We start from the raw sequence: 26975 nt of genomic DNA on the forward strand, positions 1-26975 counted from the left end.
GTTAGGAAGGAAGCGGGACCCGGGCGAGCAAAAGCTTGATTGTCGTCCGGGTCCTGCCGGTTCCCCTCCGTTATGCCTGGTGCCTTATGTAGCGGCAAGAAAATTAGCGGTTACCGTTGCCCTTGCCATTTCCGTTACCATTTCCATTTCCATTACCATTGCCATTACCATTACCATTTCCGTTGCCATTGCCGTTTCCGTTACCGTTACCGTTACCGTTACCATTTCCGTTTCCTTTATCCGCGCGGATCTCTACGTCCTGCGCATCCAGAAGCGGCTTGTCCAGCATGGAAATGACCGCGCGGAGGGTCACCTTGGCGTTCTTGCCCCTGGTCAGCCGCAGGGTACCGTCCTGTCCGATCTCTACGTTCGGATGGCTCTTCACAAGCTCCCAGGTCAGCAGGGCGTTCGGAATTTCCTTGCCGAAGAGAGACAGGTGCGGCGTGAGTACGGTGCCGCCTTCGCTTTCCGTCTCGCTGTAAACCACTTCGGAACGGGCATACGCCAAAGCGAGGGCCAGTCGGGCTTTGCTGCCCGGATCCGTCACAAGGCCGATTTTGTTCTTAACCTCGATGATATCGTCCGCCGTTATACCAAGCCCCGACACAATGCGGGAAAGGGTCAGCTTGTCGTCGTTCAGCAGCTCCGTCAGCGTCTCGTTGATAAGAGCGGACGCCTTCTGGCGCGTAGCGAGCTCGGCGAGCTCCGGCAGGGTCAGGCGGGACAGCTTGTCCTTGAAGCGCGCCTCAAAGGCCGCGATGAACTCGGTAATGTCGTTGAAGTCCACCCCGTTCATGCCGTCCTCCACTCCGCCCAGCTTCGCGAGCTGGCTTAGAAGCGGATAATGCTTGCGGCGAAGCGCCTCGAGATCCGAGAGCTGGGGATCATAGTAGATGCCAAGGTCGGACACGAGCTCGATCAGGTTCTCCTGGGTAACGAATTCGAACCCATCCTGGTCTCCCTTCTTGGCGGCAATCTTCTCCCAGATTTCCTTGATCAGCATCGGGTCGCTGATCTCTCTCAGGTTGTCGCGGGCCTGCTGGACCGCCTCGATGTCTTCCGGCAGCAGCGAATCATGGATGGCGTTCAGCTTGGCCACGAGCTCCTTCGCTTGAGGCGGAAGCGGGGCCTCCTCACCAGAAGCGTCCCCTAGAGCCACGAGCTTGTTGTCGAGCAGCGGCTTGCCGAGAATCGTGAGCACCGCTCTAACCGTAACCGTCGCTCCCGTTCCCTGCTTCAGCTTGATCGTGCCCTTCTTGTCGATCTCCACGTTGGGATCGTCGACTACCTCTTCCCAGGTGATCAGGGAATTGGGGATCTCCTTGCCGAACAGCTTCAGGTGAGGGGTAACTTCCTTCCCGTTCTTCTTGCGGTCCTCGGTGTAGACGATTTTGGACCGGGCATAGCCGAAGGCAAACGCCATTCGGGCCTGGCTGCCGGGATCCACCACGATCCCTATCTTGTTCTTCACTTCAATAATGTCGTCCGCCGTGATATTCAAGCCCTTCAGGATCCGGCTGAAGGTCAGGCCGTCGCTTGCCATCACTTCCCGGAACGTATCGTTGATGAATTCGGCGGCTTCGGGGCGCTGGGCCAGCTCGGCGAGCTGGGGAAGGGATTTCTTCGCTAGCCGCTCCTGGAGGTTGCTTTCAAGAGCGCCGTAAAACTCCACGATGTCCTGGAAGTCAAAGCCGTTCGCCCCGGCGCTGATGCCCGAGAGCTTGGCCAGCTGGCTGAGCAGCGGATAATGCTTCACCCGTACCCGCTCAAGATCGGCGAGGGTTGGATTATAGTAAATCCCAAGATCGGTCACGAGATCCATCAGGTTCTCCTCGGTCACGAACTCGAAGCCTTCTTGGTTCCCTTTCTTAGCGGCGATCGGCTCCCAAATCTCCTTGATCAGCATGGGATCGGTCAAGGCCTTTACATTGTTCCGCACTTCCCGGATGAGAGGCAGATCCTCCTGGAGCAGGAAATCATGGATCCGGTTAAGCTTCAACTGCACCTGGCCGGCTTGCGGGGGCAGCGACACGGCCGCGTAGGCATCCGACTGCAGGGGCAGCAGGGCTGCGGGGGTCAGCAGCAGGCTTAGGGACAGCGTCGTAGCAATCGTCGTTTTCTTCATTTGGCATGCTCACCTCTTGTTCTTTGGAATGGTATGGTCAACCGGCGGAGAAGTCCTTTCGGCTTCTGCCGGATGGGCCAGGGGTCTATGGCCTCGCCTGTGAGCATAAGCTCGGTGTTGCGCCGGAGACGTTCGACTGCAGCATCTCCCAGTCTTTTCTGCAGGAGGGCATAGGCCGGAGCCAGCCGGTTATTTCGAACCTCCGTATCATGGGCGTCGCTTGCCACGAAATGAACCAGGTCCCGGTCACAGAACCGCAAGGCGGCTTTCTGGATTCGGGAGCCGAACAGACCGGTCAGGGAATGGGAAGTCAGCTGGCTGAGGGCTCCTTTGTCGATCAGGGCTTCGAGGAGCCCGGGATCGGCGGCCAGGACGGCGTTTCTTTCGGGATGGGCGATAATGGGGGTAATGCCCAGCACCCGAAGCTCATGAAGGGTTTCCTCCAGACGGGAGGGCAAGCGACTCGCCGGCAGCTCCAGAAGCAGGTAGCGGTTTCCTTGCAGAATCAGGCGGCCTTCCTCCAAATCCTCCAGCAGCCGGTCAGTCAGCCTGACCTCTTGGCCGGGGATAATCTCCAGGTTTACGTCGAGATCGGCCAGAACAGCATTAAGGGTATGGACGGCTTGTATAATAGCGGATGCAGAATTCCGGTAAACGCCATTGGCATGGTGCGGGGTAGCGACGATAGCGGTGATCCCTTCCCGGACGGCAAGCTCGGCCATGCGGACCGACTGGTCCATCTCTTCAGGGCCGTCATCCATGCCGGGAAGAATGTGGCAATGGATGTCTATCATAACGTCCCCCCTTTGCTCGTTTGATGGAGTGATGATACGCAGTGACACACTGTGATACATAATGTATCATCCACCGTATGACCAATTTAAGATACAAAATGTATCTTGTCAATAACTTTTCTAAAAATTGCCTAACATTTCGAGTTAATTCTTTGTAAATCGTTAGGATTTTCAGAGGGTTTTCGACGATATCACGGGGAATTCGCGGTTAAGTTAAGCGTTTTCAGCATTTTTAAAAAAAGGAGGAAAAATGGGAGGCCTTGTCCGCCTGGAGGCGGTTTTATATAGAAGGGGTGGAAGATAGCGCTGGAGGAGGCTGCTGGAGGAAGGTCCTCTTCTTCTGGGACTTTCGGATGTAACCTTACCCGACAAGCCCGCTTCCTTGCTCTCGCGGCTGCAGAGGATTACATGGCCTTCTTGCGTTCGAGTTCGGACACCCAGCGGGACTCTTTCGTTTTCTCAAACTTCTCGGGACACAGCCCAAGCTGCTGCATCACTTTCAGAATATCCAATTCGATTCCTTGTTTCTCCACGAAAAGCCCTCCTTAACGAAAAAATAAGTTGTTTTCCTGCCGGTTGACCGATACCGAAAAAAATTTACTTCCATCTGTCGAAATAGTAAGCAAATTGCCGCAACACCACGTATAATATAGTGTGAGCTTGTCCGTCCTCCTTACGGAGCAGGAGGAGCGGTCATGATTGTTGGGAATAATGTAACGATATGTATCACGGTACTTACCATTATAGCGGAATCCCCTGCAAAAAAAAGGGACTTTATCCCGGATTTTTCGGCTGATTTTCATGGAGAGACAGGGTTCGACAAGTCGCACTTAATGACTGGTTCTCCCCGTTTTCTATGCTCCTTTAAGACCAATAACGGCTTTAACGGCAAGTTTCCGGCTGCTTCCGGCCCGGCTTTGAATTCCGAGTAGTCATCTAGACCCATCTGCCTGTATAATAGGTTACACTGAGTATCGTTGGAGGGATTTTCTTGAAGGACGGAAACCGTATAGCACAGCTTAGATCGGCCAGGGGCCTAACCCAAGGAGAGCTCGCCGAGAAAGTCGGGGTCACCCGGGCTTCCTTATCCCACTATGAGAATAACCGCCGGGAGCCCGATTGGGATACGCTTCTGAAGCTCGCCGATTTCTTCTCCGTCAGTGCGGATTATCTCATGAATCGGACGAACGAGCCCCATCGCACGCTCGATCCCGACGTCAGGGAGTTCGTGGATAACCTGGAGCTTTCCGACGAAACCCTGCTGGAGAAATTTCAATTGACCGTGGACGGAAGAAGATTAACCCCGGAAGAAGCACGGCGTTTTATCGCCTTCGTGAGGGCGGAGCGGGAAATGAATCCGAAGGAAGTAAAGTGAACCGTCTCCACCCTGTCTCTTCTATTATAATAGGAACGGCTGCGAACCCCCTTAAACGGCAGCGGGCCGGAACGCTCGTCGGGGAGCATCGCCAGCCGGAGAAACGGACACCTTCCTAAAAGGCACCTCTTCCAAAGACATCGGAAACGATCCGCTGTTTGGGGGGGTGCCTTTTGAAAGATAAGGCGGCGGATGCAGACGGAAGACATATGTGGTATAGTACTAGAGGATAACCAAAGAAGAAACTCTAGGGCTGCCAGTCCTAGGAGAGGTTCGCGAACTCCCTCTATAAAAAACTAAGAATGGATGCTGCCGTCCTAGGACCGGTATGCCTTTTTTGCGCATTCTTACGTTTGATCATAGCCTGTTCCCGGAATCTCTTCTTCTACCCATTCGGCCTTAGGGCCGCATCCAGGAAGGAGATTTTTTTATGTCGGAAGGAAGAAAGCCGGAAGAAATGAAAGACATCACCCTGCTCGGCAGCCAAGGAACGAAATACAGCTTCGGCTACGATCCCGGGGTTCTGGAGGCGTTCGACAACAAGCACCCCAACCGGGACTACTTCGTCAAGTTCAACTGCCCCGAATTCACCAGCCTGTGCCCGATGACGGGACAGCCGGATTTTGCCACGATCTACATCTCGTATATTCCGGATAAGAAGATGGTTGAGAGCAAGGCTCTTAAGCTCTACCTGTTCAGCTTCCGCAACCACGGCGATTTCCATGAGGACTGCATGAACATCATCATGAACGACCTGATCGCCCTTATGCAGCCCCGCTACATTGAGGTCTGGGGCAAGTTCACCCCGCGCGGCGGCATCTCCATCGACCCTTACTGCAACTGGGGCCAGCCGGGGACGAAATACGAAGCCATGGCCGAGCACCGGCTAATGAATCACGATCTCTATCCCGAAAAAGTGGATAACCGGTAGGAGGGAGAAACCGATGAGACCATTTCTTCTCCTGCTCTACCTCGTTTCGATTGCCGGCGCCAACGTCGTGACGGCTTCCACGGCGCCGCTCGCGTTCGGGCCGGTGCTCGTGCCGGCCGGGTCGTTCCTGATCGGCGCGATCTTCATCCTGCGCGATCTCGTGCAGAACGCCTATGGCCGTGCCCGAACGTACGCTGTCATCGCCTGCGCGATGGTGCTGTCGGCGGTGACGTCCTGGCTGCTCGGCGATACGCTGTGGATCGTCTTCGCGTCCGCCGTCACCTTCCTCGTCTCCGAAACGACGGATACGGAAATCTATACGCGGCTGAAGCTTCCCCTCGCCCGCCGGGTTCTCTACAGCGGCCTCGCCGGGGGAACCGTCGACAGTGTGCTGTTTGTGCTCATCGGCCTGTCCCCGCTTGGCGCCGGCTTCCTGCCGTGGGAGGCCGTCGGCTACGCCATGGCCGGGCAGGTGCTCGTCAAGGTGGGCCTGCAGGCGGCCGCCGCGGCCGTGATTGCCCTCGGCGCGAAGGCCCGCCGTTCCGCAGAGGCTTAGCTCGCCGCGGAATGGCTCGAGGGTGCGAGGCGGGGACCGCCCGCCGCCGGCGAACCGGCCGGCCCGCACCAAAACGCCCTTTCCTTTCGTCCGGCGGACGAGAGGAAAGGGCGTTTTTTGGTGCGGGCCGATTCTAGTGCCTTAATGCTGCCAGCCGTCCCGTTAGGCAGGGCGCGGAGCCCACTGCCTCAGCACCCGCTCCACCTCGGGAGCAAACACGGGCTTGCTGATGTAGTCCATCATCCCGGCCTCGAAACACCTTTCCCGGTCGTCCCTCCGCGCGTACGCCGTAACGGCCACAATGACAGGTCCCTCGCCGGGCGGATAATGCTGCCGGATCGCCTGGGTGGCTTCCAAGCCGTCCATGTCCGGCATCTCCAGGTCCATGAAGATCAGGTCATAGGCCTCTGCCTTCGACGCTTCCAGCGCCTCCACCCCGCTCCCGGCGCTGTCGGCTGCACAGCCGTGCTTCCGGAGCAGCGAGTGAAGGAGCTGCCGGTTCACCCCATTGTCGTCGGCCACGAGAATCCGCAAAGCGCTGTAGTCCACCGCCTCTTCAGGAGCAAGAGCCGGCCTGTCCTCCCGGCGTCCCGCGGCGGCGACATCCGTTTCGATAGCCGGATGAAGGGCCGCGGCGGCGAACTCCTTGCCGGGAGGAGTGAGGGGAACGACAAAGGAGAAGGTGGAGCCCTCGTGCTCCCGGCTTTCCACGCCGATGGAACCGCCCATGAGTTCCACGAGCTTCTTGCAGATGGCAAGCCCCAGTCCGGTTCCGCCATATTTGCGGTTAATGACGGGACTCAGCTGGGAGAAGGACTGGAAGAGCAGATCATGCTTGTCCGCGGGGATGCCGATTCCGGTGTCCTCAACCGCGATTTCGAGAAGCACCTGATCCCGTTCCGGGACGAACCGGGACCGGGCCTGCACTTCAATGCGGCCCTCCTCCGTAAACTTCACCGCGTTCCCGACCAGGTTCACGAGAATTTGCCGGAGCCGCCCTTCGTCTCCCCCCAGCTGGACCGGCACCGTTTCGTCCACCCGCCATTCCAGCGCCAGCCCCTTCTCGGCTGCCTTCGGGGCAAACAGCTCCAGAACACCGCGCAGGAGAGAATGCACCTCGATGCTGTCATGGCTCAGCTCCATCTTGCCGGATTCGATCCGGCTGAAGTCGAGAATTTCGTTCATGATGCGCAGAAGCGCCTTGCTGCTTTTGATGATGGTCTCCGTGTAGAGCTTCTGCTCCTCAGACAAGGGGGTTCCCGCCAGCAGGTCCGCCATGCCAATAATGCCGTTCATGGGGGTCCGGATCTCATGGCTGACCACGGCCAGAAATTCGGATTTGGCCTGATCGGCCTTCTCCGCCGCCTCCTTTGCCCGGAGGATTTCCTTCTCTCCCGTGATGTCCCGGAACACGACCACCGCCCCTCTCGGCCGGCCGTTCTCGACAAGCGGGGTAACGCGGTAATCGGCCAGAAAGCTTGAGCCGTCCTTGCGCCAGAACACCGCTTCCTTGTTGTAGTGCGAGCGTCCGTCCCGGATGGTGCGGAAGAGCGCCGTTTCTTCCGTCGTCAGCCGGCTCATGTCGTTAAGCGCTTCTCTCAGCATCCCGAGATAAGGCCGTCCGATCAGCTCCGTCGCCTCGAAGCCGAGCATGGCCGCCCCCGCCGGATTGATAAAGATGGCATGGCCCTCCTCGTCGAGCCCGAAGATCCCTTCCGAGACCGAGTTCAGAATAAGTGTATAGTCCGAGCTTAGCTTCTCGATCTGTTCGATGTACTGCTTACGCTCGGTAATGTCCGTCGTGATCCCGAACACCCCGACCACTTCCCCGTCCACGATAATCGGAATGTTCGTCGAGTTGATTTCCACCGGGTGCCCGTCTTTGTGAAGGATGGTCAGGTCGTAGCTTTGCGGCTCTCCTTGCTTGGCGAGACCGAAGTGATGCAGGGTCTTCGGCAGGTCCTTCGGATGGACGATCGGCCCCCAGTACATGCCGATCAGCTCCTCCAGCGTATAGCCTGTAATCTTCACGAGATTGGCATTGGCCGTCAGGTAATCCCCGTCCAGGTTCATGGAATAAACCGCCGCCGGATTATGGTCAAAAAGCGACTTGTACCGCTGCTCGCTTTCCTGAAGGCGCTGATCCGCTTCCCGCCGCTCGGTAATGTCCCGGGAGATGGAGATAATCTCCTCCAGCTCGCCGTTGCCGTTCATCATGTAGCGGCTCGTCGATTCGAGCCATACGTAACGGCCGTCCTTGCATTGAAAGCGGAAGGTGACGCTGCTGCCTTCCGTATACCGGTTCTGGTCGAGAAAGACCTTCACCCGGTCCAGGTCCTCCGGATGAACCATTTCAATGGCGCTTCCCCCTACCATTTCCTCCGGTTCATAGCCGAAAAAGGTCCGGCAGCTCGGGGACGAGAAGGTGATGGTCGCGGCCTCATCCGCCGTATGCCGGGAGATCCAGTCGAGGGAGGCCTCCGTGATCAGACGCTGCTTTCGTTCGCTGTCCTTCAGCCGTTTCTCCATTAAGCGCAGCCCGGTCATGTCGACGGCTTGAACGAGCAGAAAGCGCCTGTCGTCCCCTTCCGTCCTTTCCCATTCCGAGAAGGCCAGCGACAGCCAGACAGCCGTTCCGTTCTTATGAAGATAGCGCTTCACCAGCGGTTCGGACAAAAGCCTTTCTTCCTCCCCGACGGCCGGAAACGCCGGATCGTCAGGGTGAGTCAGCTCCCGGTCGGTCATCCTCCGCAGCTCCTCTTCCCCATATCCCAGCAGACGGCACAGGGAAGGATTCGCCATTACCCAGTGACCCGCCTGCCTGTCCATGATTCCGATCCCGAAGGGAGCGCTTTCGTAAGCCCGTTCAAAGACAACTTCCTTATCCGCATAAAACTCCATAATTTCGGGGCCCTCCTGGCTTTCATCTGCCGACGGCTGACCGCTGCCGGCCGAGCGCTATCCGCTATCTATACTTTAAACGAAGTCCGGTCCCCCTTACCACTATTTCCTTCCACAAAAAAAACCGCCCCCAGCCCGTTGGGCCCGTAAGGCGGTCGGATGGCAGGCCGAAGCTTACTTGAACACCTGGATCCGTTCCTCGACCGGACCGAATTCTTTTTCTCCCGGAGGAGCGGTCGGGGTTCCGAAGGGCATCTGCGCAATGAGCTGCCACGTTTCCGGAAGCCCCCACTCGGCCTTGACCCGTTCGTCGATGAGCGGGTTATAATGCTGCAGGTTCGCGCCGAGCCCTTCGGCCTCCAGAGCCGTCCAGATGACGAACTGGAGCATGCCGGATGACTGCTGCGACCAGACGGGGAACCGATCCTGGTAGGTCGGAAGCTTGGCTTGGAGTTCCTCGATTACCGCCTGGTCCTCGAAGTACAGCACCGTGCCGTACGCACCGCGGAATCCGTCCATTCGCTGCTGGGTCGATTCGAACTTGTCCGCAGGGACAATCGTCTTCAGGATTTCCGTCGTGATGTCCCACAGCTTGTTGTGCTGCTCCCCGAACAGAATGACGACGCGGGAGCTGCGGGAATTGAACGCGGACGGCGTATGCTTCACCGCCTCGTGGACGATTTCCTGGATGCGCTCGTCCGAAACGGTCGATTCCTTGCTGAGTGTATAGATGGAGCGTCTTTCCGATACGGCCTTGGCAAACTCTTTGGTCATGGGTATTCCCTCCGCAACTGTGATCTGGTTTTCGGAAATAGTTAGCTTCTTGTAAAAAGAAAGTGAGTGAGCAAAGCAAACCGGCGTTTTTAAGCATGTCAACGATGTTTACCCGCCGGAAAGGCTTTTGAACCAAGTGCGGCAAGTGCCTTATCCGGGAGTGTTGTTCTGCTTTCCTATGGATTCTCGTGCGCATACCCGGTGCTTTACTTGCCAACAAAGTTCCCGGATAAGAAACTAGCTTATCCAAGAATGACCCCTGCCCATACATACTTCCCGCCGGAAGAGAGGATACTGGTTAGAAAAAGGTGGTGCTTCCATGATCAACCGCTTGTCACTTTCACTCCCCCCGCAGGAAGTAGCGGCCCATTATTCCGTTGACCGCATCGTGACCGGCTATGAAGCCGATGCCTCTTACCGGCCGACGGAGCCGATTCCCGTGCTCTACATGAAGGGGGCCGAGCAGAAGGAAACCTGCCTCGACCTTCATACCTGGGGGATTTTCCCCCACTGGGCCAAGGATTCGGTCAACGCCGAGAGCGAATCCATTCCCGAGAAGCCCGCCTATCGCCGGCTGATGGCCAAATTCCGCTGCCTCATTCCGTGCGACGGCTTCTATACATGGAGAATGGAAGGCAAAACCCGCATCCCCGTCAAATTCACCCTACCCGGCCGCCAAGTGTTCGGGCTTGCCGGTATCTATGATGTATGGAAACAGCCAAGCGGAGCGGAGTACCGGACGTGCACCATTCTGACGACCCGGGCGAACCGGGTGATCTTTCCTTATCATGACCGGATGCCGGTCATCCTTCAGGAGCAGGACACGGCCCCATGGCTTGATCCGGCCTACCGGAGATCCGACGAGTTTCTGTCCCTGCTGCTTCCTTACGAGGCCGAGGCCATGATGGCCGAGGAGAGGCCGGGAGACGAAGCGCCCGGGAGACCGGCCAAGGGACGGGAGACGAGCAAGCGGAGCCGGTGGGGCTGGGCTCCGATCAAGGAATAGAGCTCCCGTCCCCAGCCCGGCAGTCCGGCTCCCGCCGGATTTCGCCGCCGCCTGGAGAACGACCCGCCGGTCAGCGGGAATCGAGGGACCCCTCCCGGTATTCGGTAGGGGTCCTTCCCGTTTCCCTGCGGAACCATTGGGCCATATGCGAGGCGCTGCGGAAGCCTATGGCCGAGCCGATCTCGGCCATGGACAGCTTTCCTTCCCCGAGCAGCCTCTTCGCCTCCTGCAGCCTCACCCGCTGCAGCTGCTCCGCGGGGCTCCGGCCGGTTACCCGCTTGTAGACGCGCTGCAGGTGGTAAGGGCTGACGGCAAGCTCGTCGGCCAGAATGGGCAGCGTCAGCGGGCGGCCGAGCCGCTCCGTGAGAAGCCGGTCCACCTCGGCGGCGAGCGCGGCGTCGGGCCCGTGGCTTCCCGGCGTTTCGGGGCGGCACCGCTTGCACGGGCGGAAGCCTTCCCGGACCGCGGCTTTTACTGAGGGAAAGAACGTAACGTTCTCAGGCTTCGGGGTCTTCGCCCGGCAGGAGGGCCGGCAGACGATGCCCGTCGTGCGGACCCCCGTATAGTAAATGCCGTCAAAGGTGCTTTCCTTGCGGGCCACCGTTTCGTAGACCCGGTTGAACAATTCGGCGTCCATCCGCGTCACCTCCTTTACCGCCAGTATACCCCCGGGCGGTCCGGGAGAGAAGCGGGCGGCAACAAGAACGCAACCTTTCGACAGCCGGCAGGCCCGCCGTCATCGGCCGGCGTCATTTCAGCCGGATGTGCTTAAGCGTCGTCAGCAGACGGTCGGCCCTGCGCCTCCACGGTCCCCGGTTGTCAGGCTGCAGCTCCAGTCCGGCCAGGGATGCAATCGCCTCCACATTATCCCGGACGGTATGATGTTCCGTGTCGAGATGATGCCGGAAGGCTTCGTGGGCGAGGCCCTTCACGCAGCGGTCAATCTGTTGGGCCGCCCAGGAGTCCGGCCCCTCCCTGCGGCTCCGCAGACGCTTCAGCAGCGTTTCGCGGGAGGCGCATAACGCAAAGTGCCGCACATCGGCCCCCTCTCTTCTCAGCCGGCCTGCCATCTCGTCGAAATACCCGGTATCCACCACGGTCATGGGAACGAGGAGAACGCCCTTATGCTCACGGTTCAAGTAGGCGAGCATGTGGTAGTTCATCTCCCTCCACATGGGAAAGTGCTGAAAATCCCCGCCGGCCAGCTCCTTCGGAAGATTTCGGCGGATAAAGTACCCTACATTCTCCGGGTCGTACACGAACGAACCGGGAAGCCGCCGGTGAAGCTCAAAGGCAGTTTGGGTTTTGCCTGCCCCGAAGGCTCCGTTAATCCACACGATCATCGGTCCACCTCCCATTCGGAACCGGTGCTTCTTAAGCACGGTTCGGTCTATCTTCTCGCAGGCTCCTGCGTTTTCCTCTTCTTGTGGTTGTTAGGCAGACTTATAGCCCTTCGCGATGTCCAGCACCAATTATACCAATTTATGGACCGCCGTTATATCCCTAAGATAAGGAGGAATCCTTACTCTGCCGCATGGATTGGCCTTCCAATACACCGGATTCCTCAGAATGAAAAACGAGTGCCCAGGATTGACGGGGAGTGGGATCCGTACTACCATTTTAGGATGACCATATGAACAAAAGGAGTATGCCCGATGTCCCCACCTTCCAACCGTCCCCAACCTGAGCGTGCCGCTTTCCGCTCCCGCCTTCAGGCGGACTGCGAAAGCTGCTTCGGCTTGTGCTGCGCCGCCCTGCCCTTTGCCGCTTCGTCCGACTTTGCCATCGACAAGGCGGCCGGCCAGCCGTGCCCGAACCTGCAGAAGGACTTCCGCTGCGGCATCCACAGCAGCCTGCGGGAGAGAGGCTTCCGCGGCTGCACCGTCTATGACTGCTTCGGGGCCGGCCAGACGGTCTCCCAGGTGACCTTCGGCGGAACGGACTGGCGGCAAGCGCCCGAAACCGCGAAGACGATGTTCGAGGTGTTCCCGGTGATGCGCCAGCTGTATGAGCTGCTGTGGTACGAGGAGGAGGCGCTGGAGGTGCCCGCGGTCCGTGCCCTCTACCCCGAGCTTCAGGCCGCCCGGGACGAGACGGAACGCCTCACCCGGCTTGAGCCCGCTGCTCTCCGGGAGCTTGACGCAGCCACTCACCGCGCGGAGGTGAACCTCCTGCTGCTTCGCGTGAGCGAACTGGTGCGCGCGGAGGCGGAAGCCGGGCGCCGGCGCCAAGGCGGCGCCCGGAGCGGGGCGAAGAGAGCCTTCGGCCGGGGCGCCGACCTCTTTGGCGCCAAGCTGAAGGGAGCCGACCTGCGCGGAGCCTTTTTGCGGGGAGCGTGCCTGATCGCGGCCGATCTGCGGGAAGCGAATCTGAACGGAGCCGATCTCATCGGCGCGGATATGCGCGATACCGATTTGCGGGGGGCGGACTTGACGGGGAGCCTGTTTCTCACCGTCTTTCAGGTGAACGCCGCCAAGGGAGACTCCCGCACGAAGCTTCCGCCGGGACTCCCCCGCCCTTCCCACTGGGCCGGCTGAAGCGCCCGGGCAGCCGGGGGCTGCGAGAAAAGAGACCGTCAAGATGCTGGCTAAGCTGCTGCAAGTAAGGGCCGAATAACAGCCGGAATCCATAAGAAACCGGCAGACGGGAACAAGGATCCCGCCTGCCGGTTTTTTATATCGAAAAATTCAGTTCAGAACGCCATCCGGGCCGCTTCCACGCCTGACGTCGGCTCTTCGTATACCCTCAACGGGTTCAGCTGCTTCTTGCGCAGTACACCAGAGACCGCGCTCCACTACTTCCGCGGCACCGGCACGGTGCGGGTGTGGTTGGGTTACCAGCCTTTACCCGCGTTCGTCTGGGATTTGATGTAGTTGGGAATATCCACCGTCTCGGTGACGGTGAAAGCCGCCTCGACACTCATCGCGTCTTTCAACACGTGCTGCCGGAACACGGAATACAGCGGAATATCCCAGTACTCGGTCTTCTGGTAGTTCTTTACGACAGCATTGGAACCCCAGAAAACACCCGAAGTATCGACGTTCGCCAGCCCTGGCACATCGTCACCAAAGCTGTCCACGACGGCTGGCGTCTGCAGGACCCCTTTGATAGCATGGCGGGACAGTTCTACCTGTCCCTCTTCTGACACCAGCCATTTCACGATCTGGAGAGCCTCCTCCTGATGGCGTGCCTGCGGTGGAATGAACGCCGCCATCGTGTTGGGCTGATACGTCGTCTGTGAACGATTATTAAGCACGGGCACCGACGTGACGCCGACATCGATACTATTCAACCACTCATGGTAGCGGGCTTCATCCCCATCCTTGATGAAGAGGTCGTCCCCAGCGTACGCAGGCAGCTTCTGCAACGTGTCGACCGCCATAGCGACATGCCCGGGACGGCTCATGTCCCCTTTGAGGAAGTCGGTGACCGTGGTGAAGCCGTTACGAGGAAGCCAGAGGAAGCGATCGATGTTCTCGCCCAACTGGAACCACTCCGGTGACGTGATGTCCACTTTCACGTCCTCCGGTGCAGGCTCCTCACTGTTGGTCGGCTGGAACGGGTACAGCCCGAGCTGGTTATACTGCAGGTAGTTGTCGGGATGCTGCATGAATCCCTTGTAGGCGTCGAGCCCGTCCTGCGTGGTCAGCTTCTTGGCCATCCTGTAGATCTCATCGTACGTCATGCCGGGCGTCGGATACTTCACGCCGAACTTATCGAAGATCTTCTTGTTGTAGTAGAGCATATAGTCGTCGATAAAGAGCGGTACGCCGTAGATCCCGCCATCGGACCGTGACTTTACCATCTCCACGGCGGCCGGGTTGAGCGCGCTAAGGTCGATCCCGCTCTGCTCGATCATAGAAGTCATGTCCTGGACCCAGCCAAGGGGTTCGAGGTCACGGTCGATCCGGTTGTACGGGTTCTCGATGACGATGTCGGGCACGACCCCGGCCGCTTTCAGATCCTCATAGCGGACCGGATAATCCCAGGTGCCGAACTTGATCTTAAGTCCCGGGAAGGCTTCCCGAAGCTTGTCTCCGATGATTTGGTTGAAGACCACGTCGCCACCGGTTTGGCCCTTCGCACTATATTCTAAAGGTTTGTAGTTCGCCGCGAAGATGAAGATCTCATCATCATCTACGGAGTAGGGGATGTTGTACTTGTTGGGTATGTTCGTACTGCCTGTCCCGTCTGCGGTCACCGCACTAAGGGGCGCAACCAAAGAAAACGTTAGCATTAGACCTACTGCTTTTTTGAATTTAAACATCTTAATCCTCCTTGTCATATAGTAAATAAAAAACTAGGATACTATTGTTTTTTCTTTTGTTTCTTTATCACCGCCTTTGCTTAAAATCCGCATGTGCCGGAGCTAGTGCCTTATCCGGGAGTATTGTTCCGCTTTCCTATTAATTTTCGTACCGGATAAGGCACACTCTTTCCATGACCTCATGTTTTTTCAAAACGACGGATATTCTTTAATAATTCGTTTGCCTTCACCAATTTTTATCACCTCCTTTCCATAATCTTTATATTAATTAAGGAATTATTCTAATAGGTGATTCCCATCCCGCCATGAAAGTAAGCGCTAACATTTTCGGTTGATTAAGAGGTTTTATTCTAATAGAACTTAGAAGGGCACGGGATGATAAATCAGAAGGTTGTCGAAAAACCAGCAAGGAAGAGGGCACTTATCGGGTTTGAAACTATCGTCGGAGTAGAGGAGGAGCAGAACGCAGTCGTATTTAAAACCCGACTAATCGAGTACAGAGAGATCGTTAACAGCAGGGTTGCTGTTAAATTTGTTTGGGGAATGGTTATCGAAGAATTCCATTAGCGGTCACAAAAGTTGTTAGTCATGCTAACTTTCTAAGAAAGTACCTCGTCGGATACAAGGCACCAATAAAAGCTGCCCTCGTTAACAAAATGTCCTTTAATTTGTATAAACAATCAGCATCTCCTTGTAAAGTGTTAATTTGTTATAATTTGGATTATAGTCTCAGGTCACGGCAATGAATATGGGGGAATGGATAAATTACATGGGTCGATGCAACCATATTCTATTAAATCGTTTTACAGGGCACATTAGCAATCCATGAGAAAGCAGGCCTGCTGTTGGAGGATAAAATATAATCATAAAGGAGGCTGCTTATGGGACGTATCATTATGATGATGAATGTGACACTGGACGGGTGCTGTGACCACACGCAGATGATTGCGGACGAGGAACTTCACCGGTATACGGAGGAGCTGATCGACCAGTCCGATGGTCTGCTTTTTGGACGTAAAATCTACCAGCTGATGGAGCAATTTTGGCCGGCCATTGCCAGCAGCGGTGAAGGCCCCCCATTCACGGTCGACTTCGCACACAAACTCAATCAGAAACCCAAGTACGTTGTCTCGCGGACGCTGGATCACTTGTCGTGGCAGAACTCTTTCTTGTTGAAGGGGCCTGTTTCCGAGGAGGTGCCGAAGCTTATGGCAGAAGGGAAGAACCTGCTCGTTAACGCCGGTCCCGGTCTCGGTTCCACCCTGGCCCAACTGGACTTGGTGGATGAGTTTCACTTCCTGGTAAATCCTATCGTTGCCGGACGTGGCCCTCATTTATTGGGGGGAGTTCATGAGCGACTAAATTTGAAGCTGACCGGGACCAAACCCTTCGGCTCCGGCGTTGTGCTGCTTCACTATACGCCTGTTCGTTGACTTGGCACTGCCAGATTTCGGTTCCAACCTGGTAAGGCAGGATATAGGGAATCGAACGGCTCCTTTATTCAACTAAAAGGCAGTTTAGTTTAACCTGGAAGTAATTAGTAATTCTTGATAGAATAAGTAGGAAGATGATCAGGTAATAAATTCGTCCACATAAGGAGATAAAACTATGGCAAAAAACAAATTACTAAGAATGGACAATGTTAGCATCGTGGTCGAATCCCTGGATGACGCCATCTCTTTCTTCGAGGAGATTGGCTTGAAGCTCGAAGGGCGAGCTACTGTCGAAGGGGAATGGGCTGGTCGCGTAACCGGGCTGGGTTCCCAGTGTGTAGAGATTGCTATGATGGTTACCCCGGATGGCCACAGCCGACTTGAACTTTCACGATTTCTCAACCCGCCTACTATATCCGATCACCGAACGGCTCCTGTTAATGCCCTAGGTTATCTACGCGTCATGTTCACCGTTGAGGACATTGACGAAATGGTAGCCAGACTCACTAAACATGGTGCCCAGCTCGTTGGCGAAGTGGTTCAGTACGAGAATTCGTATCGGCTCTGCTACATTCGTGGAAATGAAGGACTTCTAATAGGGTTGGCGGAACAACTCGGTAATAAATAAGGGATCTTTATAAGAAGACTTAACCGAAATAAACACACGCATTCATGCACCGGGTCTGGGCGACCCTCGGTCGGAAGAACGTCGAGGCGACGACACAATAAAACAAAAGCCGGCCCCAAAGTCATCCTGGATGACCTTGGAACCGGCCTTGTCTCACGTTCCGTGTCAGGACCACGGCACGGCGTTCGGCACGAGCCCGCTGCCGGAAGCCCGGACGGACTGCCCCCGCTCGTGTAGCAGGCCCTGCAAATACCCGAGAAGCTCCGCCCCTAAATCCTCCCGTTCCAGCCCCATCTCGATGTTGGCCTTCAAGTACCCGAGCTTGTCGCCAATGTCGTACCGCTTGCCCTCCAGCTCCAGAGCGAGCAGCTCTCCGCCGGCCGCCATGACATGAAGCGCGTCGGTCAGCTGGTATTCACTTCCCGCCCCTTTCTCGAGCCGCTCCAGCACGGGAAAAATGTCCGGCGACAGCACATACCGGCCGATGACCGCGAGATTGGAAGGCGCGGCCTCCGGACGCGGCTTTTCTACCAGCCCGGCTACCCGGTGAAGCCTCTCCCGCCTTTCGGCAGGCGCAATAATCCCGTATTTCGGAACGTCCGGGGAGGGCACCTCCCTCACACCGACTACCTGCCGGCCCGTCCTTTCATAGATCCCGATCATCTGGCCGATGGCCGGCTGGGGTGCGTGAAGGAGATCATCCCCGAGCAGCACCGCGAACGGCTCCTCTCCGACAAACTCCCTCGCGCAAAGGATGGCGTGGCCGAGCCCAAGCGGCTCCTTCTGCCGGATATAATGAATGGATGCCATGTCGCTGATCGCCTGAACCTCGCGGAGAAGGTCCGTCTTGCCCTTCTCCTGCAAAAGCTGCTCCAGCTCCACCGACTTGTCAAAATGATCCTCGATCGACTTCTTGTTGCGGCCTGTGACGATAATGATGCTTTCGATCCCGGCCTGTACCGCTTCCTCCACGATATATTGAACGGCCGGCTTATCCAGAATCGGCAGCATCTCCTTCGGTTGCGCTTTGGTTGCCGGCAGGAACCGGGTGCCGAGACCCGCTGCCGGAATAACGGCTTTGCGTATCCGCTTCATGCTTTCCACTCCTTTCTTGGAACAGGGACCAAAGGCAGCCCGCTAACGCCTCCTTACCGGTTGACGACGAGCGGCGTTCTTCCCGGTTTATCCCCGTCCCTCATGCCATACACTTCCCGGACCACGTATAAGGGCCGGCCCTTCGTCTCGTCGTAAATGCGCCCGATGTATTCGCCCATAATCCCGAGCATGAGAAGAATGAATCCGTTAAAAAGCAGCATCACGCTCACAAGCGAAGCCCAGCCGCGCAGCGTCTCGTCCGTGAAGACGGCCAGATACAGCACATACAGCAGGTAGAGAAATCCGCTTGCCGACAGAAGAGCCCCGAGGTACCCGGACAGCTTAAGCGGCTTGATGGAGAAAGAGGTGATCCCGTCCAGGCACAGCTTGATCATCCGCTTCAGGGGATACTTCGTTTCTCCGGCGAGCCGTTCGTCCCGCTCGTACTCCACGGAGGTCTGCCGGAAGCCGACCCAGCTCACAAGCCCCCTGACGAAGCGGTTGTTCTCGGGGAGCTTCTTCATCTCCTCCACCACCTTGCGGTCCATCAGGCGAAAATCCCCCGTATCCACGGGAATGTCGATTTCGGTGGAGGCTCTCAGAAGCCGGTAAAACAGGCTGGCGGAGCTTTTCTTGAACCAGGTCTCCCCGTTGCGCTTCATCCGTTGGGCATAAACGACCTCGTAGCCTTCTCTCCATTTGGCGATCATGTCATAAATGAGCTCCGGCGGATCCTGAAGGTCCGCATCGATGATGATGACGGCCTCGCCCTCCGCATAATCCATGCCCGCCGTGATGGCGATCTGATGCCCAAAATTGCGGGAGAAATCGATGAGCTTGACCGTATCGTCCCAATAGGCGTAATCCCGGATGATGGCGGGGCAGCGGTCCCGGCTGCCGTCGTTTACGAAGAGAAGCTCGTAGGAAGCTCCGGTTCCGCTCATGACCTTTTTGAGCCGGCGGTAAGTTTCCTCGATGACGGCCTCTTCATTGTACATAGGAACGATTACGGAATAAGTTACCCTGTTCATGGCTGGCTTGCCTCCTCCCTTATAGTTTCACCTCATACAGCTGAGCGTTCCCTGAACCGGGAAACCCTCCGGCTCCGCTTCCGTTCGGGTTTGCTGCGGTCCGAGATCCGGAGGCCGAACCGGCGGCGGTTCCCTGCCATTCCTCCGAAGGGATAAGGGTGCCGTGCTCTTCAATCCAGGCGGTCAGCTCCGAGCTGCCGCCCCGGCCTCCCATTCCGCGTCCGGACAGCATGAAGTATTTCACCTGCCCCGATGAAACAAGCTCTTCGAGCTTCGCAGCGGTGTAGACCGGGTCATTGCCGGAGAAGCCCCCAAGCGAGATGACCTTCTCGCCGGCATCAATAATATAGGGGGCGGCGGTTCCGTAATCGGAGGCCGCGAACAGGTATTCCTCGCCCGTGTTATGCTCCTTCAAGTAAGCGAGCGCCTTCTCGTTCAGCGATTCCTGGCCCGGTCCTCCCGGCATGCCGCCGTTGCGGCCGTCCTGCCTGCCTTCGTAGCTGCCGGAGGCGGCATCGCCCGGGATGGCCGCGGAGCCGGACGGAGCGCCGGAAGCATCAGCCGGAGCACCGGATGCGTTCCCCGGCATCCCGCCGGTTCGGCCCGTGCCGTCCCCGCCCGGCTGGGCCATGCCTCCCGGGAACCGGCCCATGCCGCCGGGACCCGACACCGCGGACCCGCCGGGACCGGCGGCCGGAAGCATGCTGTTCTGGCCGTAGGTGATGGGCGTAGCCGCCCAATACAGAGGGCCGGCGAACAGCACCACGCCGACGAGAGAGGCGGCCAGCACCGGCAAGCGGTGATAAAGGCGGGGGGCCAGCGCGAGAAGAAGCGAGACCGCAAGGCCGCCCAGCAGGATGCCGAGGGACCATCCTTTGCCGATGACCGTGTCATAGGGACGCATGATAAACCAGGCAAAGGCGGCGGTGGCAAGAACGCCTGCGGGAAGCAGCCAGCTCCGCCAGCCGGATCCCCCGCGGTATTGCGCCCAGAGCTCGTTCCAGCCGGCCCCGACCAAGGCCGCTATAGGGGGTGCCATCATGATCAGGTAATATTGATGGAAGAAGCCCGCAATGCTGAAGAAGCCCATAACCGGAAGCAGCCAGGCCAGCCAGAACAGCGACTCCAGATGCTGGCGGGTCAACAGACGGCGGCGAAGCCCGGCCAACAGCCCGATGACGGCGAAAAGCACGAACGGCAGCAGCCAGCTTGCCTGGCCGGACAGCTCCGACTGGAACAGCCGCAGAGGTCCCTTCGTCCCCGTATTGAAGGCTCCGCCTTGGCCACCCTGGCCGCCAGGTCCGCCCTGGCCGAAATCCCCGCCGGCCCGTCCGGACCGCTGGCCGTCATTCGCGAAACCGGACGGCTGGCCTGCGGAGGCTCCACTGCCGGAGCCATCCGCTCCGGGAGCTCCTCCGGTACCCGTGGCTCCTCCGTCCCCAGCTGCTTGGCCGCCTGTCGCACCGGGCGTTCTTCCGGCTGCAGCCGCCTGGCCGCCTTGACCGCCGTCCGCTCCGGGGGCTGCACCGGCCCCCGCGCCTCCGTCCGCAGCGGACGACTGGCCGCCTGGGCTTCCAGCCGCCGCTCCCGGCATGCCGTCAGTGCCGCCCGGAGGTATGCCGCCCCGGCCCCCGCCCGGCCCCTGGTTGCCCGTCAGCCGGGACACGCCGTTGTAGCCGAAGGCCAGCTCCAGCACGGAGTTGGTAGAGGAGCTGCCGATGTAAGGGCGCTTGTCCGCCGGAATGCTGTCCACGATCACCGCCCAGGCGGTCGATAGGACGAGCATGACGGCCGTAGCTGCGGCGAGATGGCCCGCTTTGATTTTCCAGCTCCGCTTGGACGCGGCCAGGTAGAACAGGTAGAAGGCCGGCAGCACCATGTACGCTTGAAGCATCTTCATATTGAAGGCTGCCCCGATCAGAGCAAAAGCTCCGACGGCGGTCCACAGCCTGCCGCTGTTCACCGCCTTGAACAGAACACGGGTCGCCAGCAGGAGCGTAAAGACCAGCATGGCGTCGATGTTGTTCGTCCGCGCTACGGCAACGGCTACCGGAGTCGCCGCCATGGCGAGTGCCGCGATCCGTCCGGCGGCCGGCCCGAACGCGGGCTTGACCAACGCGTTCATCAGAAAGACCGAGCCAACGCCGGCCAGCGCCTGGGGCAGGATCACGCTCCAGCCGTGCACGCCGAACAGGTAGGCGCTCGCGGCTTGAATCCAGAAGGTAAGCGGCGGCTTATCCACCGTGACCGAGCCGGCGGAGTCCAGCGAAGCGAAGAAGAAGTTATGGAAGCTCTGCAGCATGCTGGCGACCGTCATCGTGTAATAGGTGTTGGCATAATGCTCCGTCCAGATCTGGAAGCCGTTCAAAAAAGCTGCCAGCAGAGCGATGGCGGCCACATAAGGATCCAGACGGAACCGGCGGCGGAGTGCGGGCCCGGGGGTCCTCCCCGGTGCGGCGGGCCGTTCCCCCGGTTCCCATTTTTTTATGGCGTTCATAAGCATCCCCATTTCTTGTGTGTGGTTTGGATGGTTAGATTATGCCGGAGCTATCTTAAACCAGCATGAAAGCCGGCTGAAGGTTTGCTGAAAGCTTGGGGACCCTGTCTCTGGAAGCAGGCGGCCGTACGAAGTATAGTAGAAAGGGGAGCCGATGAGAAATCGCACCCTGCCCTAATCGCTTCTTTTTAACGAGGAGGTACCCATGTTTCTGCGCAGGCTTGAAATCATACGAAACGAAGAGGCCGACCCTTCCCGCTATCCTTTTTCGATTCCGGCGGTTAGAAGCCTCGACGCTCTCACCTTCCGGACGAATGTCACTTTCTTCGCAGGGGAGAACGGCTCCGGCAAATCCACTTTGCTTGAGGCGGTCGCTTATCAGTGCGGCTTTAACACGGCCGGAGGCGGCCGGAATAACACCTATGAAGCAGACGCGTCGCATTCGGCGCTTGGGGATGCCCTTCGTCTGTCATGGCTGCCGAAAATCACGAACGGCTTCTTCCTGCGGGCGGAAACCTTCCATCAATTTGCCACGCATCTCGAAACCATGCCCGAGAGCCTTAGGTATTACGGCGGACGCTCGCTTCACAAGCAGTCGCATGGGGAAGCGTTCCTGTCCCTGTTCGCCAACCGTTTCGGAGGAAAGGCCCTCTACCTGCTTGACGAGCCCGAGGCCGCCCTCTCTCCGGCCCGCCAGCTGGCGCTTCTGCGGATCATCAAGGATCGGGAGGGGGACGCCCAGTTCCTCATCGCCACTCATTCCCCGATTCTGCTGGGCTATCCCGGTGCGCAGATTCTCGACTTTGATGCCCAGCCGGTAAGAGAAATCGCCTACGAGGACACGCTGCATTACATCGTCACCCGCCGCTTTCTGGAGAACCGGCAGGCCGTGCTTCGCGAGCTGTTTGAAGAGGACTGAGCTCCGCCCGGCCCGCCTAAAACAAGCCGATTTCCCCCCTGCCATTCCCCGATAGGAAAGTGTTAAGAAAAAGCTAAGCCCCTCTTAAAAGAATGTTCAGATCCCCATGAAACCTTTGCCCTTCCCGCTCCGTTTAACCTTTTACAAAGGAGATGAGTGGCATGAGAAGACATCGTAAGATCCTGTTCCCCGCCCTGCTTAGCCTGATCCTGTTGTCCGCCTGCGGCCAGAAGCCTGCTTCGAGTGGTCCTTCGGCACCGCCGGATTCCGGGCCGCCGTCAACCGGGACCTCCCCGTCCCCCAGTCCGTCGGCCAGTCCGTCCGCCTCCCCCAGCCCTACGCCGGTAAAGGAGATCCAAGCCATCGACAAAGGAACGCTGCTTAAGAAAGAAGGCAGCCGCTGGCTGATCACGGAATACCGGTCCGGCAAGGACTCCCCTTCGGTTGAAGCCATCTGGTTCACCGTTACCGATAAAACCGCTTTGCAGGACAGCAAGGGCAAAAGCCTTACGGCCGATAAGCTCCCGGTCGGAAGCCGGGTGAGTGCCTGGACCGGCGGGGCCATTGCCGAATCCTATCCCGGCCAGGCGGGGGCGGCCCGAATCGTCCTGCAGGAAGAGACCGGCCAAGGCTCCGAAGGCCGGATCAGCCGGTCGGAAGCCGTGCAGGCCGCTCTGAAGGCCCAGGCCGCGGGCTCCGCCATCTCGGCCGTGAAGTCCGCCTCCCTCGACGAAGCCAAGGGCGTCTGGACCGTCGAGCTCGTGACGCACGACGCTCCGGCCAAGCCGGCTGCCGTGCGCATCGACGCCGCCACCGGCAAGCCCGTCCGGACGCCGGTTGCCGAGAATGAAGCGTTCCGCGTGTTCTCCCCGGCCCCCGGCTCCACCCCCGCCTCTACCTTCACGGTGGAAGGGGAAGCCCGCGTCTTCGAGGCGGTTTTCCACTGGACCTTGGAGGACGGCCACAACGTTCTGGCCGAAGGGAATGTGACGGCGGACGGAGGAGCTCCCGCTTGGGGTCCTTTCCACTTCGACGTCACCTACAAGCAAGCGTCCCAGGAGAACATGATGCTCGTTCTGTATTGGGAGAGCGCCAAGGACGGGAAGCCGGCGAACCAGCTGGTCATCCCGCTGAAGGCTGCCGAGGGCCGAATTCGCCACATCGGCGAATAAGAAACGGTGCCCAGGCAAAGCGCTCCGGTAGCTCTATTCCGCCATCTTCGCTGCCGCTGCTAGCCCTGCAACCATCAAAAAGCCTGTCCGCCAAGGTCATGTTCGTGACCGGCGCGACAGGCTTTTTCGGGAGGGGAATCATCGTTCCAAAGCAGAAATCCGCCTTGTTTACCGCTGGTGCTGAAACCACAGATCCTTGAAATCCACCCAGCCAAGCGAATTGAACTGAATGCCTCTAAGGGTACGGTTGTAAGACGTGTTCAGCTCCTTGTGCAGCAGAAACAGCAGGGCCCCTTCCTCCTTAAGAAGCTCCTCCATCTTGCGAAACATATCCGCCCGTTCCTCTTCCTCCGGAAGCTGAACCAGGCGTTCCCCCATCTCCTCGATCCTCACCCGCACCTCCGGACTAAGGTGCATCCGGACATACTCGCCGTCCCGCAAGTAGATCTCCAGCAGGGTGACCTCCTCCACCTCCATGCACACTTCATAGAGAATGGCGTCTGCCGCCCGGACCCTATCGGCGTTCCGGAGCTTGGCCCAGGTGGTAACGGTGATCTCCAGCCGGATCCCGAAGGAGGCCAAGTGCTTGGCCAGCCAGCGGGCATCCCTTTCATGCTTTCCGTACAGGAACAAGTGAAGCGGCTCCCCGTTATACCCGGACTGCTCCAGAAGAGCCCGGCCCTGATCGGGATCATAGGCCACGTCGGCTTCCTTCGTCTCCGGTCCGGGCAGCCAGCCCGAGGCGGGATAGAGGCGGTCTCCGCCAAGCTCGCGGATCATCCGTCCCCGGTCCACGAGATGGTGAAGGGCCTTCCGGAAGAGCTTACTCTGCTGGGGGCCTTCTTTGTTGAGGTTGAAGGTAAGCAGGGAACAGCCGTCGCTGACTTTCAGGATCTTCTCCCAATCCTGAACCGAAGGGAGCGGCTCGAATTCCCCATGGTTGATGAACAGCTGCCCTTTCCTCGGGTCCCAATGAACGGAGCGCTCGTGCTCCGCCGGGAGTATGCTGATCTCCACCCGGTCGAGATGCGCCCTTCCCCTGTAATAGCCGGGGTTGGCTTCCAGCACGCACCGGTCCTTCATAAGCGTTTCGACCCGGAAGGGTCCCGTGCCGACCGGCTTCTCGAAGAACGCCTCCCCCTGCTCTTCCAGCAGCTCCCGGGGGAGGATGGAAGCCGGCGAGAAGCACAGAAACCGCGGGAATAGGTGGTTGGGAGCGGCAAGGCGGATCCGGACCCCCCGTTCGTCCAGGGTCTCGATTCGGTCGACGCCTTTCAGCAGCCAGCGGTTGGTCATGTGGGTCCCGTTCGCCCGGCAGCGGTTCAAGGAGTAGACCACGTCCTCCGCTTCCACCTCCCGCCCGTGGTGAAAGAGCACCCCGCGGCGTAAATACAGCTGCCAAACGGTCCGGTCGGCGTTCGCCTCCCAATAGTGGGCGATGCCCGGCAGCACTTCCTTCTTTACGGCATCGTACGTCAGCAGCGTATCGAAAATCTGCCGCAGCATGAAGACGTCGAAGGCGTAGATCGTTTCGGCCGGGTCGAGCCGGTGAATCACCCGGAACAGCGGAAAGCGAAGCGTCTCCACCTTGCGCTCCCTGCCCTTCCCCGGGTCCGTTTCCTTCACATAGCCGAAATAATCGTTCAGCCATTCCATGAACCTCGTTCTGGCTTCCGTGGCGGAGCCGTACCGGTTGATCCAGTCAAGCGCGGTGCTGAGCCGTCCCTTGTGGACGAGCTCCCTGGTCACGGCCAGCAGCATCTCCTCCCGGTCCGCCCGAAACCGGACACGGGACGTATGTCCCCGGCCCCGGCCCGGGATCCACTCCAGCCAGCCGCTCTCGGTCATCTTGCGGATGACGATCTTGACGTTTCGCGGGGTGCAGAACCACAGCTCCGCAAGCTCCCCCAGTGTCATCTCCACGGCCTCCCCGCCGCCGGCTCCCGGATGAAGGGCGTGAAGCTGCAAATATTGCTCCTCTGTTTGCATGGCCTTTCTGCCCTCCCTCCCCAAAAGGGGAAATGTTTGGAAAGCATTATACTCTTTTTGTCCCCTTTTATCCAGGGTACACTGGGCCCATAAAGTACTTACCGGTACAGACAATAAGATAGGAGTGAGGCCGGATGTGGAGCCCTTTTGAAGTAGAGGTTTATGTGAAGGAGAAAAGAGCGGGATGGGAGGAGGACAGGAACCGCCGCCCGGCCTTGGAAAACGAGGAAACGGAGAGACCGGCAAGCCCCTCTTCGCGTCATGCTGCAGGACCGGATGCCTTCTCCCGGAGGCATGTTGCCGCCCGGAAAACAAAAAGGCCGCTCCCCCGGTGGCTCGCTTGGCTCTCCCCTAAAGGGCGGGCCTAAGCAGCGCGGAGAACGGCCGCCTAAGCAAATCCATGAGCCCAATGTGCCCATGGATTCAAGGTCTTTTCTTCATTTGTATCCGTTAATGGCAAACAGGTCGGCATGACCCAAGAGAAGCTGGACGGTAAAGTAAAGCACCGGAGAGGAAAGCAGCACCGTGATGATGGCAACCATGGCGCCGAGTCCCTCGAACTTCTGCTGTCCGTCGTACGCTTTTATCATTTTCATAGAATTCATCCTCCATGTACGCTGGCTTTGGCTCCCTCTCGGAAGCTTCTGAACCAAGTTTACCAAGCGTAACGACTGGAGTATGTGATAAAAATCACAATGAGATGGGGTTTCATGACTCCGTCCAGCCGGAACCGGCAGGAGCTGGATCCGGGGAACGGCTGCTCCAAGAGTCGGGCAGCCCAACCCGCGGGGCCCGCCTCCGGGCCCGCTGCATCGGACGCGCTGTTTCCCCGGCTGCCGTCCGCTCTACCCCACCCGGAACAGGGAAGCCGGATCGAGAGCCGGGGTCTTCTTCCATTCCATTGCCTGGTGAACGACCCGTACGAACACCGGCTTGCTGAACGTTGGAACCACCCATACCGTTTTGTCCGTTACCAAAGAACGGGGCAGATAGAAACACGTTTGCTGAATCTCCCGGATCAGATGCTCCGGCCCTACCGGAAGCCGGATGGAAACGCGGACATGCCCGTATACCTCGTAGCGGCCGCTGTAATCCCCCAGTTGAACATCGAACCACCGGATTTCCTCGACCCCCTCGATCGTAAAAACCTTCTTGCCTCCGATCTCGTTCTGCAGCAGAACCTGCTGCAGCTGCACGTTGTTCCGGTTCATGCGAAAATCGGCCAGCTCGAGAGCCTGCTTCTTGTTCGGGGCGGCAACCTGCTGGCTCACCGCAGCCTGAAGGGTCGCGTAAACATTCGTGTCTCTTTTTTCCATATGGCAGCTGATCTTCTCCCTCTCTTTAGTGACTAACCGCGTCTTCGAAAGAATATATGAAAATCTCTTTCGTCTTATTCGGGGAACGGCGGCAAAATTTATTTTATAAAAGTCGCCATGAGAAGTATGTCTAAATGTCGGGGCAAGCCTGCACTTTATTTGTCGG

Annotated in this window: 25 protein-coding genes and 1 riboswitch; of the genes, 11 read left to right on the top strand and 14 right to left on the bottom strand. The window is 58.4% G+C overall.

Annotated features, from left to right (window positions below):
• Positions 1 to 103 precede the first annotated feature (103 nt).
• The 3 genes from MJA45_RS24980 to MJA45_RS24990 form a co-directional block, all read right to left on the bottom strand.
• Positions 104 to 2125: a hypothetical protein gene (locus MJA45_RS24980; RefSeq protein ID WP_315604609.1), complete on the bottom strand. Its 2022-nt coding sequence runs from the start codon at positions 2123 to 2125 to the stop codon at positions 104 to 106.
• Positions 2122 to 2919, bottom strand: a complete 798-nt coding sequence (locus MJA45_RS24985; protein WP_315604610.1) for a tyrosine-protein phosphatase — start codon at positions 2917 to 2919, stop codon at positions 2122 to 2124. Before MJA45_RS24985 ends, MJA45_RS24980 begins: the two co-directional genes overlap by 4 nt.
• 404 nt (positions 2920 to 3323) lie before the next feature.
• A complete protein-coding gene (locus MJA45_RS24990; protein ID WP_315604611.1) occupies positions 3324 to 3452 on the bottom strand; it encodes a hypothetical protein in 129 nt (42 codons plus the stop codon).
• A gap of 162 nt (positions 3453 to 3614) precedes the next feature.
• Here MJA45_RS24990 and MJA45_RS24995 point away from each other — a divergent pair, with 162 nt between their 5' ends.
• The 4 genes from MJA45_RS24995 to MJA45_RS25010 all read left to right on the top strand — a co-directional run bounded on the left by MJA45_RS24995 (position 3615) and on the right by MJA45_RS25010 (position 5781).
• The gene (locus MJA45_RS24995) at positions 3615 to 3851 is read left to right on the top strand and encodes a hypothetical protein (protein ID WP_315604612.1); all 237 of its coding nucleotides are present in this window, start codon (positions 3615 to 3617) and stop codon (positions 3849 to 3851) included.
• 59 nt (positions 3852 to 3910) lie between these two features.
• Complete coding sequence (locus MJA45_RS25000) at positions 3911 to 4294, top strand: helix-turn-helix domain-containing protein (RefSeq protein WP_315604613.1); 384 nt, start codon at positions 3911 to 3913, stop codon at positions 4292 to 4294.
• A gap of 262 nt (positions 4295 to 4556) precedes the next feature.
• A riboswitch (PreQ1 riboswitch) is annotated at positions 4557 to 4600 on the top strand.
• Between the two features lie 124 nt (positions 4601 to 4724).
• Positions 4725 to 5225 (top strand): preQ(1) synthase, encoded by a 501-nt coding sequence (gene queF / locus MJA45_RS25005; RefSeq protein WP_315604614.1) that lies wholly within the window; start codon positions 4725 to 4727, stop codon positions 5223 to 5225.
• Positions 5226 to 5238: 13 nt separating this feature from the next.
• Positions 5239 to 5781: a VUT family protein gene (locus tag MJA45_RS25010; protein WP_315604615.1), complete on the top strand. Its 543-nt coding sequence runs from the start codon at positions 5239 to 5241 to the stop codon at positions 5779 to 5781.
• Positions 5782 to 5943: 162 nt separating this feature from the next.
• Here the strand turns inward: MJA45_RS25010 and MJA45_RS25015 are convergent, their stop codons facing one another.
• Entirely contained in the window at positions 5944 to 8682 is a 2739-nt protein-coding gene (locus MJA45_RS25015) for a PAS domain S-box protein (protein ID WP_315604616.1), read from the bottom strand.
• Positions 8683 to 8856: 174 nt separating this feature from the next.
• Positions 8857 to 9456: a nitroreductase family protein gene (locus MJA45_RS25020; RefSeq protein ID WP_315604617.1), complete on the bottom strand. Its 600-nt coding sequence runs from the start codon at positions 9454 to 9456 to the stop codon at positions 8857 to 8859.
• 319 nt (positions 9457 to 9775) lie between these two features.
• Here MJA45_RS25020 and MJA45_RS25025 point away from each other — a divergent pair, with 319 nt between their 5' ends.
• Entirely contained in the window at positions 9776 to 10462 is a 687-nt protein-coding gene (locus tag MJA45_RS25025) for an SOS response-associated peptidase (protein ID WP_315604618.1), read from the top strand.
• Positions 10463 to 10532: 70 nt separating this feature from the next.
• On the opposite strand, the gene MJA45_RS25030 is transcribed toward MJA45_RS25025, so the two are convergent.
• The gene (locus tag MJA45_RS25030) at positions 10533 to 11099 is read right to left on the bottom strand and encodes a bifunctional transcriptional activator/DNA repair enzyme AdaA (RefSeq protein ID WP_315604619.1); all 567 of its coding nucleotides are present in this window, start codon (positions 11097 to 11099) and stop codon (positions 10533 to 10535) included.
• A 112-nt stretch (positions 11100 to 11211) separates the two neighbouring features.
• Positions 11212 to 11805 carry an AAA family ATPase gene (locus MJA45_RS25035; RefSeq protein WP_315604620.1) on the bottom strand — a complete coding sequence of 198 codons (594 nt, stop codon included), beginning with the start codon at positions 11803 to 11805 and terminating at the stop codon, positions 11212 to 11214.
• Between the two features lie 312 nt (positions 11806 to 12117).
• On the opposite strand from MJA45_RS25035, the gene MJA45_RS25040 reads away from it, so the two are divergent.
• Positions 12118 to 12999: a pentapeptide repeat-containing protein gene (locus MJA45_RS25040; RefSeq protein ID WP_315604621.1), complete on the top strand. Its 882-nt coding sequence runs from the start codon at positions 12118 to 12120 to the stop codon at positions 12997 to 12999.
• Positions 13000 to 13295: 296 nt separating this feature from the next.
• Here MJA45_RS25040 and MJA45_RS25045 read toward each other — a convergent pair whose 3' ends face one another.
• Positions 13296 to 14729, bottom strand: a complete 1434-nt coding sequence (locus tag MJA45_RS25045) for an ABC transporter substrate-binding protein (RefSeq protein ID WP_315604622.1) — start codon at positions 14727 to 14729, stop codon at positions 13296 to 13298.
• A gap of 375 nt (positions 14730 to 15104) precedes the next feature.
• Here MJA45_RS25045 and MJA45_RS25050 point away from each other — a divergent pair, with 375 nt between their 5' ends.
• The 3 genes from MJA45_RS25050 (at position 15105) to MJA45_RS25060 (ending at position 16790) form a co-directional block, all read left to right on the top strand.
• Positions 15105 to 15296, top strand: coding sequence for a hypothetical protein (locus MJA45_RS25050; protein ID WP_315604623.1), 192 nt, complete (start codon positions 15105 to 15107; stop codon positions 15294 to 15296).
• A gap of 314 nt (positions 15297 to 15610) precedes the next feature.
• A complete protein-coding gene (locus MJA45_RS25055) occupies positions 15611 to 16162 on the top strand; it encodes a dihydrofolate reductase family protein (RefSeq protein WP_315604624.1) in 552 nt (183 codons plus the stop codon).
• Between the two features lie 175 nt (positions 16163 to 16337).
• Entirely contained in the window at positions 16338 to 16790 is a 453-nt protein-coding gene (locus tag MJA45_RS25060) for a VOC family protein (protein ID WP_315604625.1), read from the top strand.
• Between the two features lie 165 nt (positions 16791 to 16955).
• Here MJA45_RS25060 and galU read toward each other — a convergent pair whose 3' ends face one another.
• From galU to MJA45_RS25075, 3 genes are read right to left on the bottom strand one after another with little or no spacing between them, the layout of a single operon-like run.
• Positions 16956 to 17885 (bottom strand): UTP--glucose-1-phosphate uridylyltransferase GalU, encoded by a 930-nt coding sequence (galU, locus tag MJA45_RS25065; RefSeq protein ID WP_315604626.1) that lies wholly within the window; start codon positions 17883 to 17885, stop codon positions 16956 to 16958.
• 53 nt (positions 17886 to 17938) lie between these two features.
• Positions 17939 to 18916, bottom strand: a complete 978-nt coding sequence (locus MJA45_RS25070) for a glycosyltransferase family 2 protein (protein WP_315604627.1) — start codon at positions 18914 to 18916, stop codon at positions 17939 to 17941.
• Between the two features lie 19 nt (positions 18917 to 18935).
• Entirely contained in the window at positions 18936 to 21413 is a 2478-nt protein-coding gene (locus MJA45_RS25075) for a mannosyltransferase YkcB-related protein (RefSeq protein WP_315604628.1), read from the bottom strand.
• A gap of 205 nt (positions 21414 to 21618) precedes the next feature.
• Here MJA45_RS25075 and MJA45_RS25080 point away from each other — a divergent pair, with 205 nt between their 5' ends.
• The gene (locus tag MJA45_RS25080) at positions 21619 to 22332 is read left to right on the top strand and encodes an AAA family ATPase (protein WP_315604629.1); all 714 of its coding nucleotides are present in this window, start codon (positions 21619 to 21621) and stop codon (positions 22330 to 22332) included.
• 161 nt (positions 22333 to 22493) lie between these two features.
• The gene (locus tag MJA45_RS25085; protein ID WP_315604630.1) at positions 22494 to 23504 is read left to right on the top strand and encodes a Gmad2 immunoglobulin-like domain-containing protein; all 1011 of its coding nucleotides are present in this window, start codon (positions 22494 to 22496) and stop codon (positions 23502 to 23504) included.
• Positions 23505 to 23672: 168 nt separating this feature from the next.
• Here MJA45_RS25085 and MJA45_RS25090 read toward each other — a convergent pair whose 3' ends face one another.
• The 3 genes from MJA45_RS25090 to MJA45_RS25100 form a co-directional block, all read right to left on the bottom strand.
• Positions 23673 to 25493, bottom strand: a complete 1821-nt coding sequence (locus tag MJA45_RS25090; RefSeq protein WP_315604631.1) for an ABC transporter substrate-binding protein — start codon at positions 25491 to 25493, stop codon at positions 23673 to 23675.
• 437 nt (positions 25494 to 25930) lie between these two features.
• Positions 25931 to 26089 (bottom strand): hypothetical protein, encoded by a 159-nt coding sequence (locus tag MJA45_RS25095; RefSeq protein WP_315604632.1) that lies wholly within the window; start codon positions 26087 to 26089, stop codon positions 25931 to 25933.
• Positions 26090 to 26338: 249 nt separating this feature from the next.
• Entirely contained in the window at positions 26339 to 26809 is a 471-nt protein-coding gene (locus MJA45_RS25100) for a hypothetical protein (RefSeq protein ID WP_315604633.1), read from the bottom strand.
• Between the last annotated feature and the right edge of the window lie 166 nt (positions 26810 to 26975).

The sequence above is a fragment of the Paenibacillus aurantius genome, from assembly GCF_032268605.1.
Taxonomy (GTDB): domain Bacteria; phylum Bacillota; class Bacilli; order Paenibacillales; family NBRC-103111; genus Paenibacillus_AO; species Paenibacillus_AO aurantius.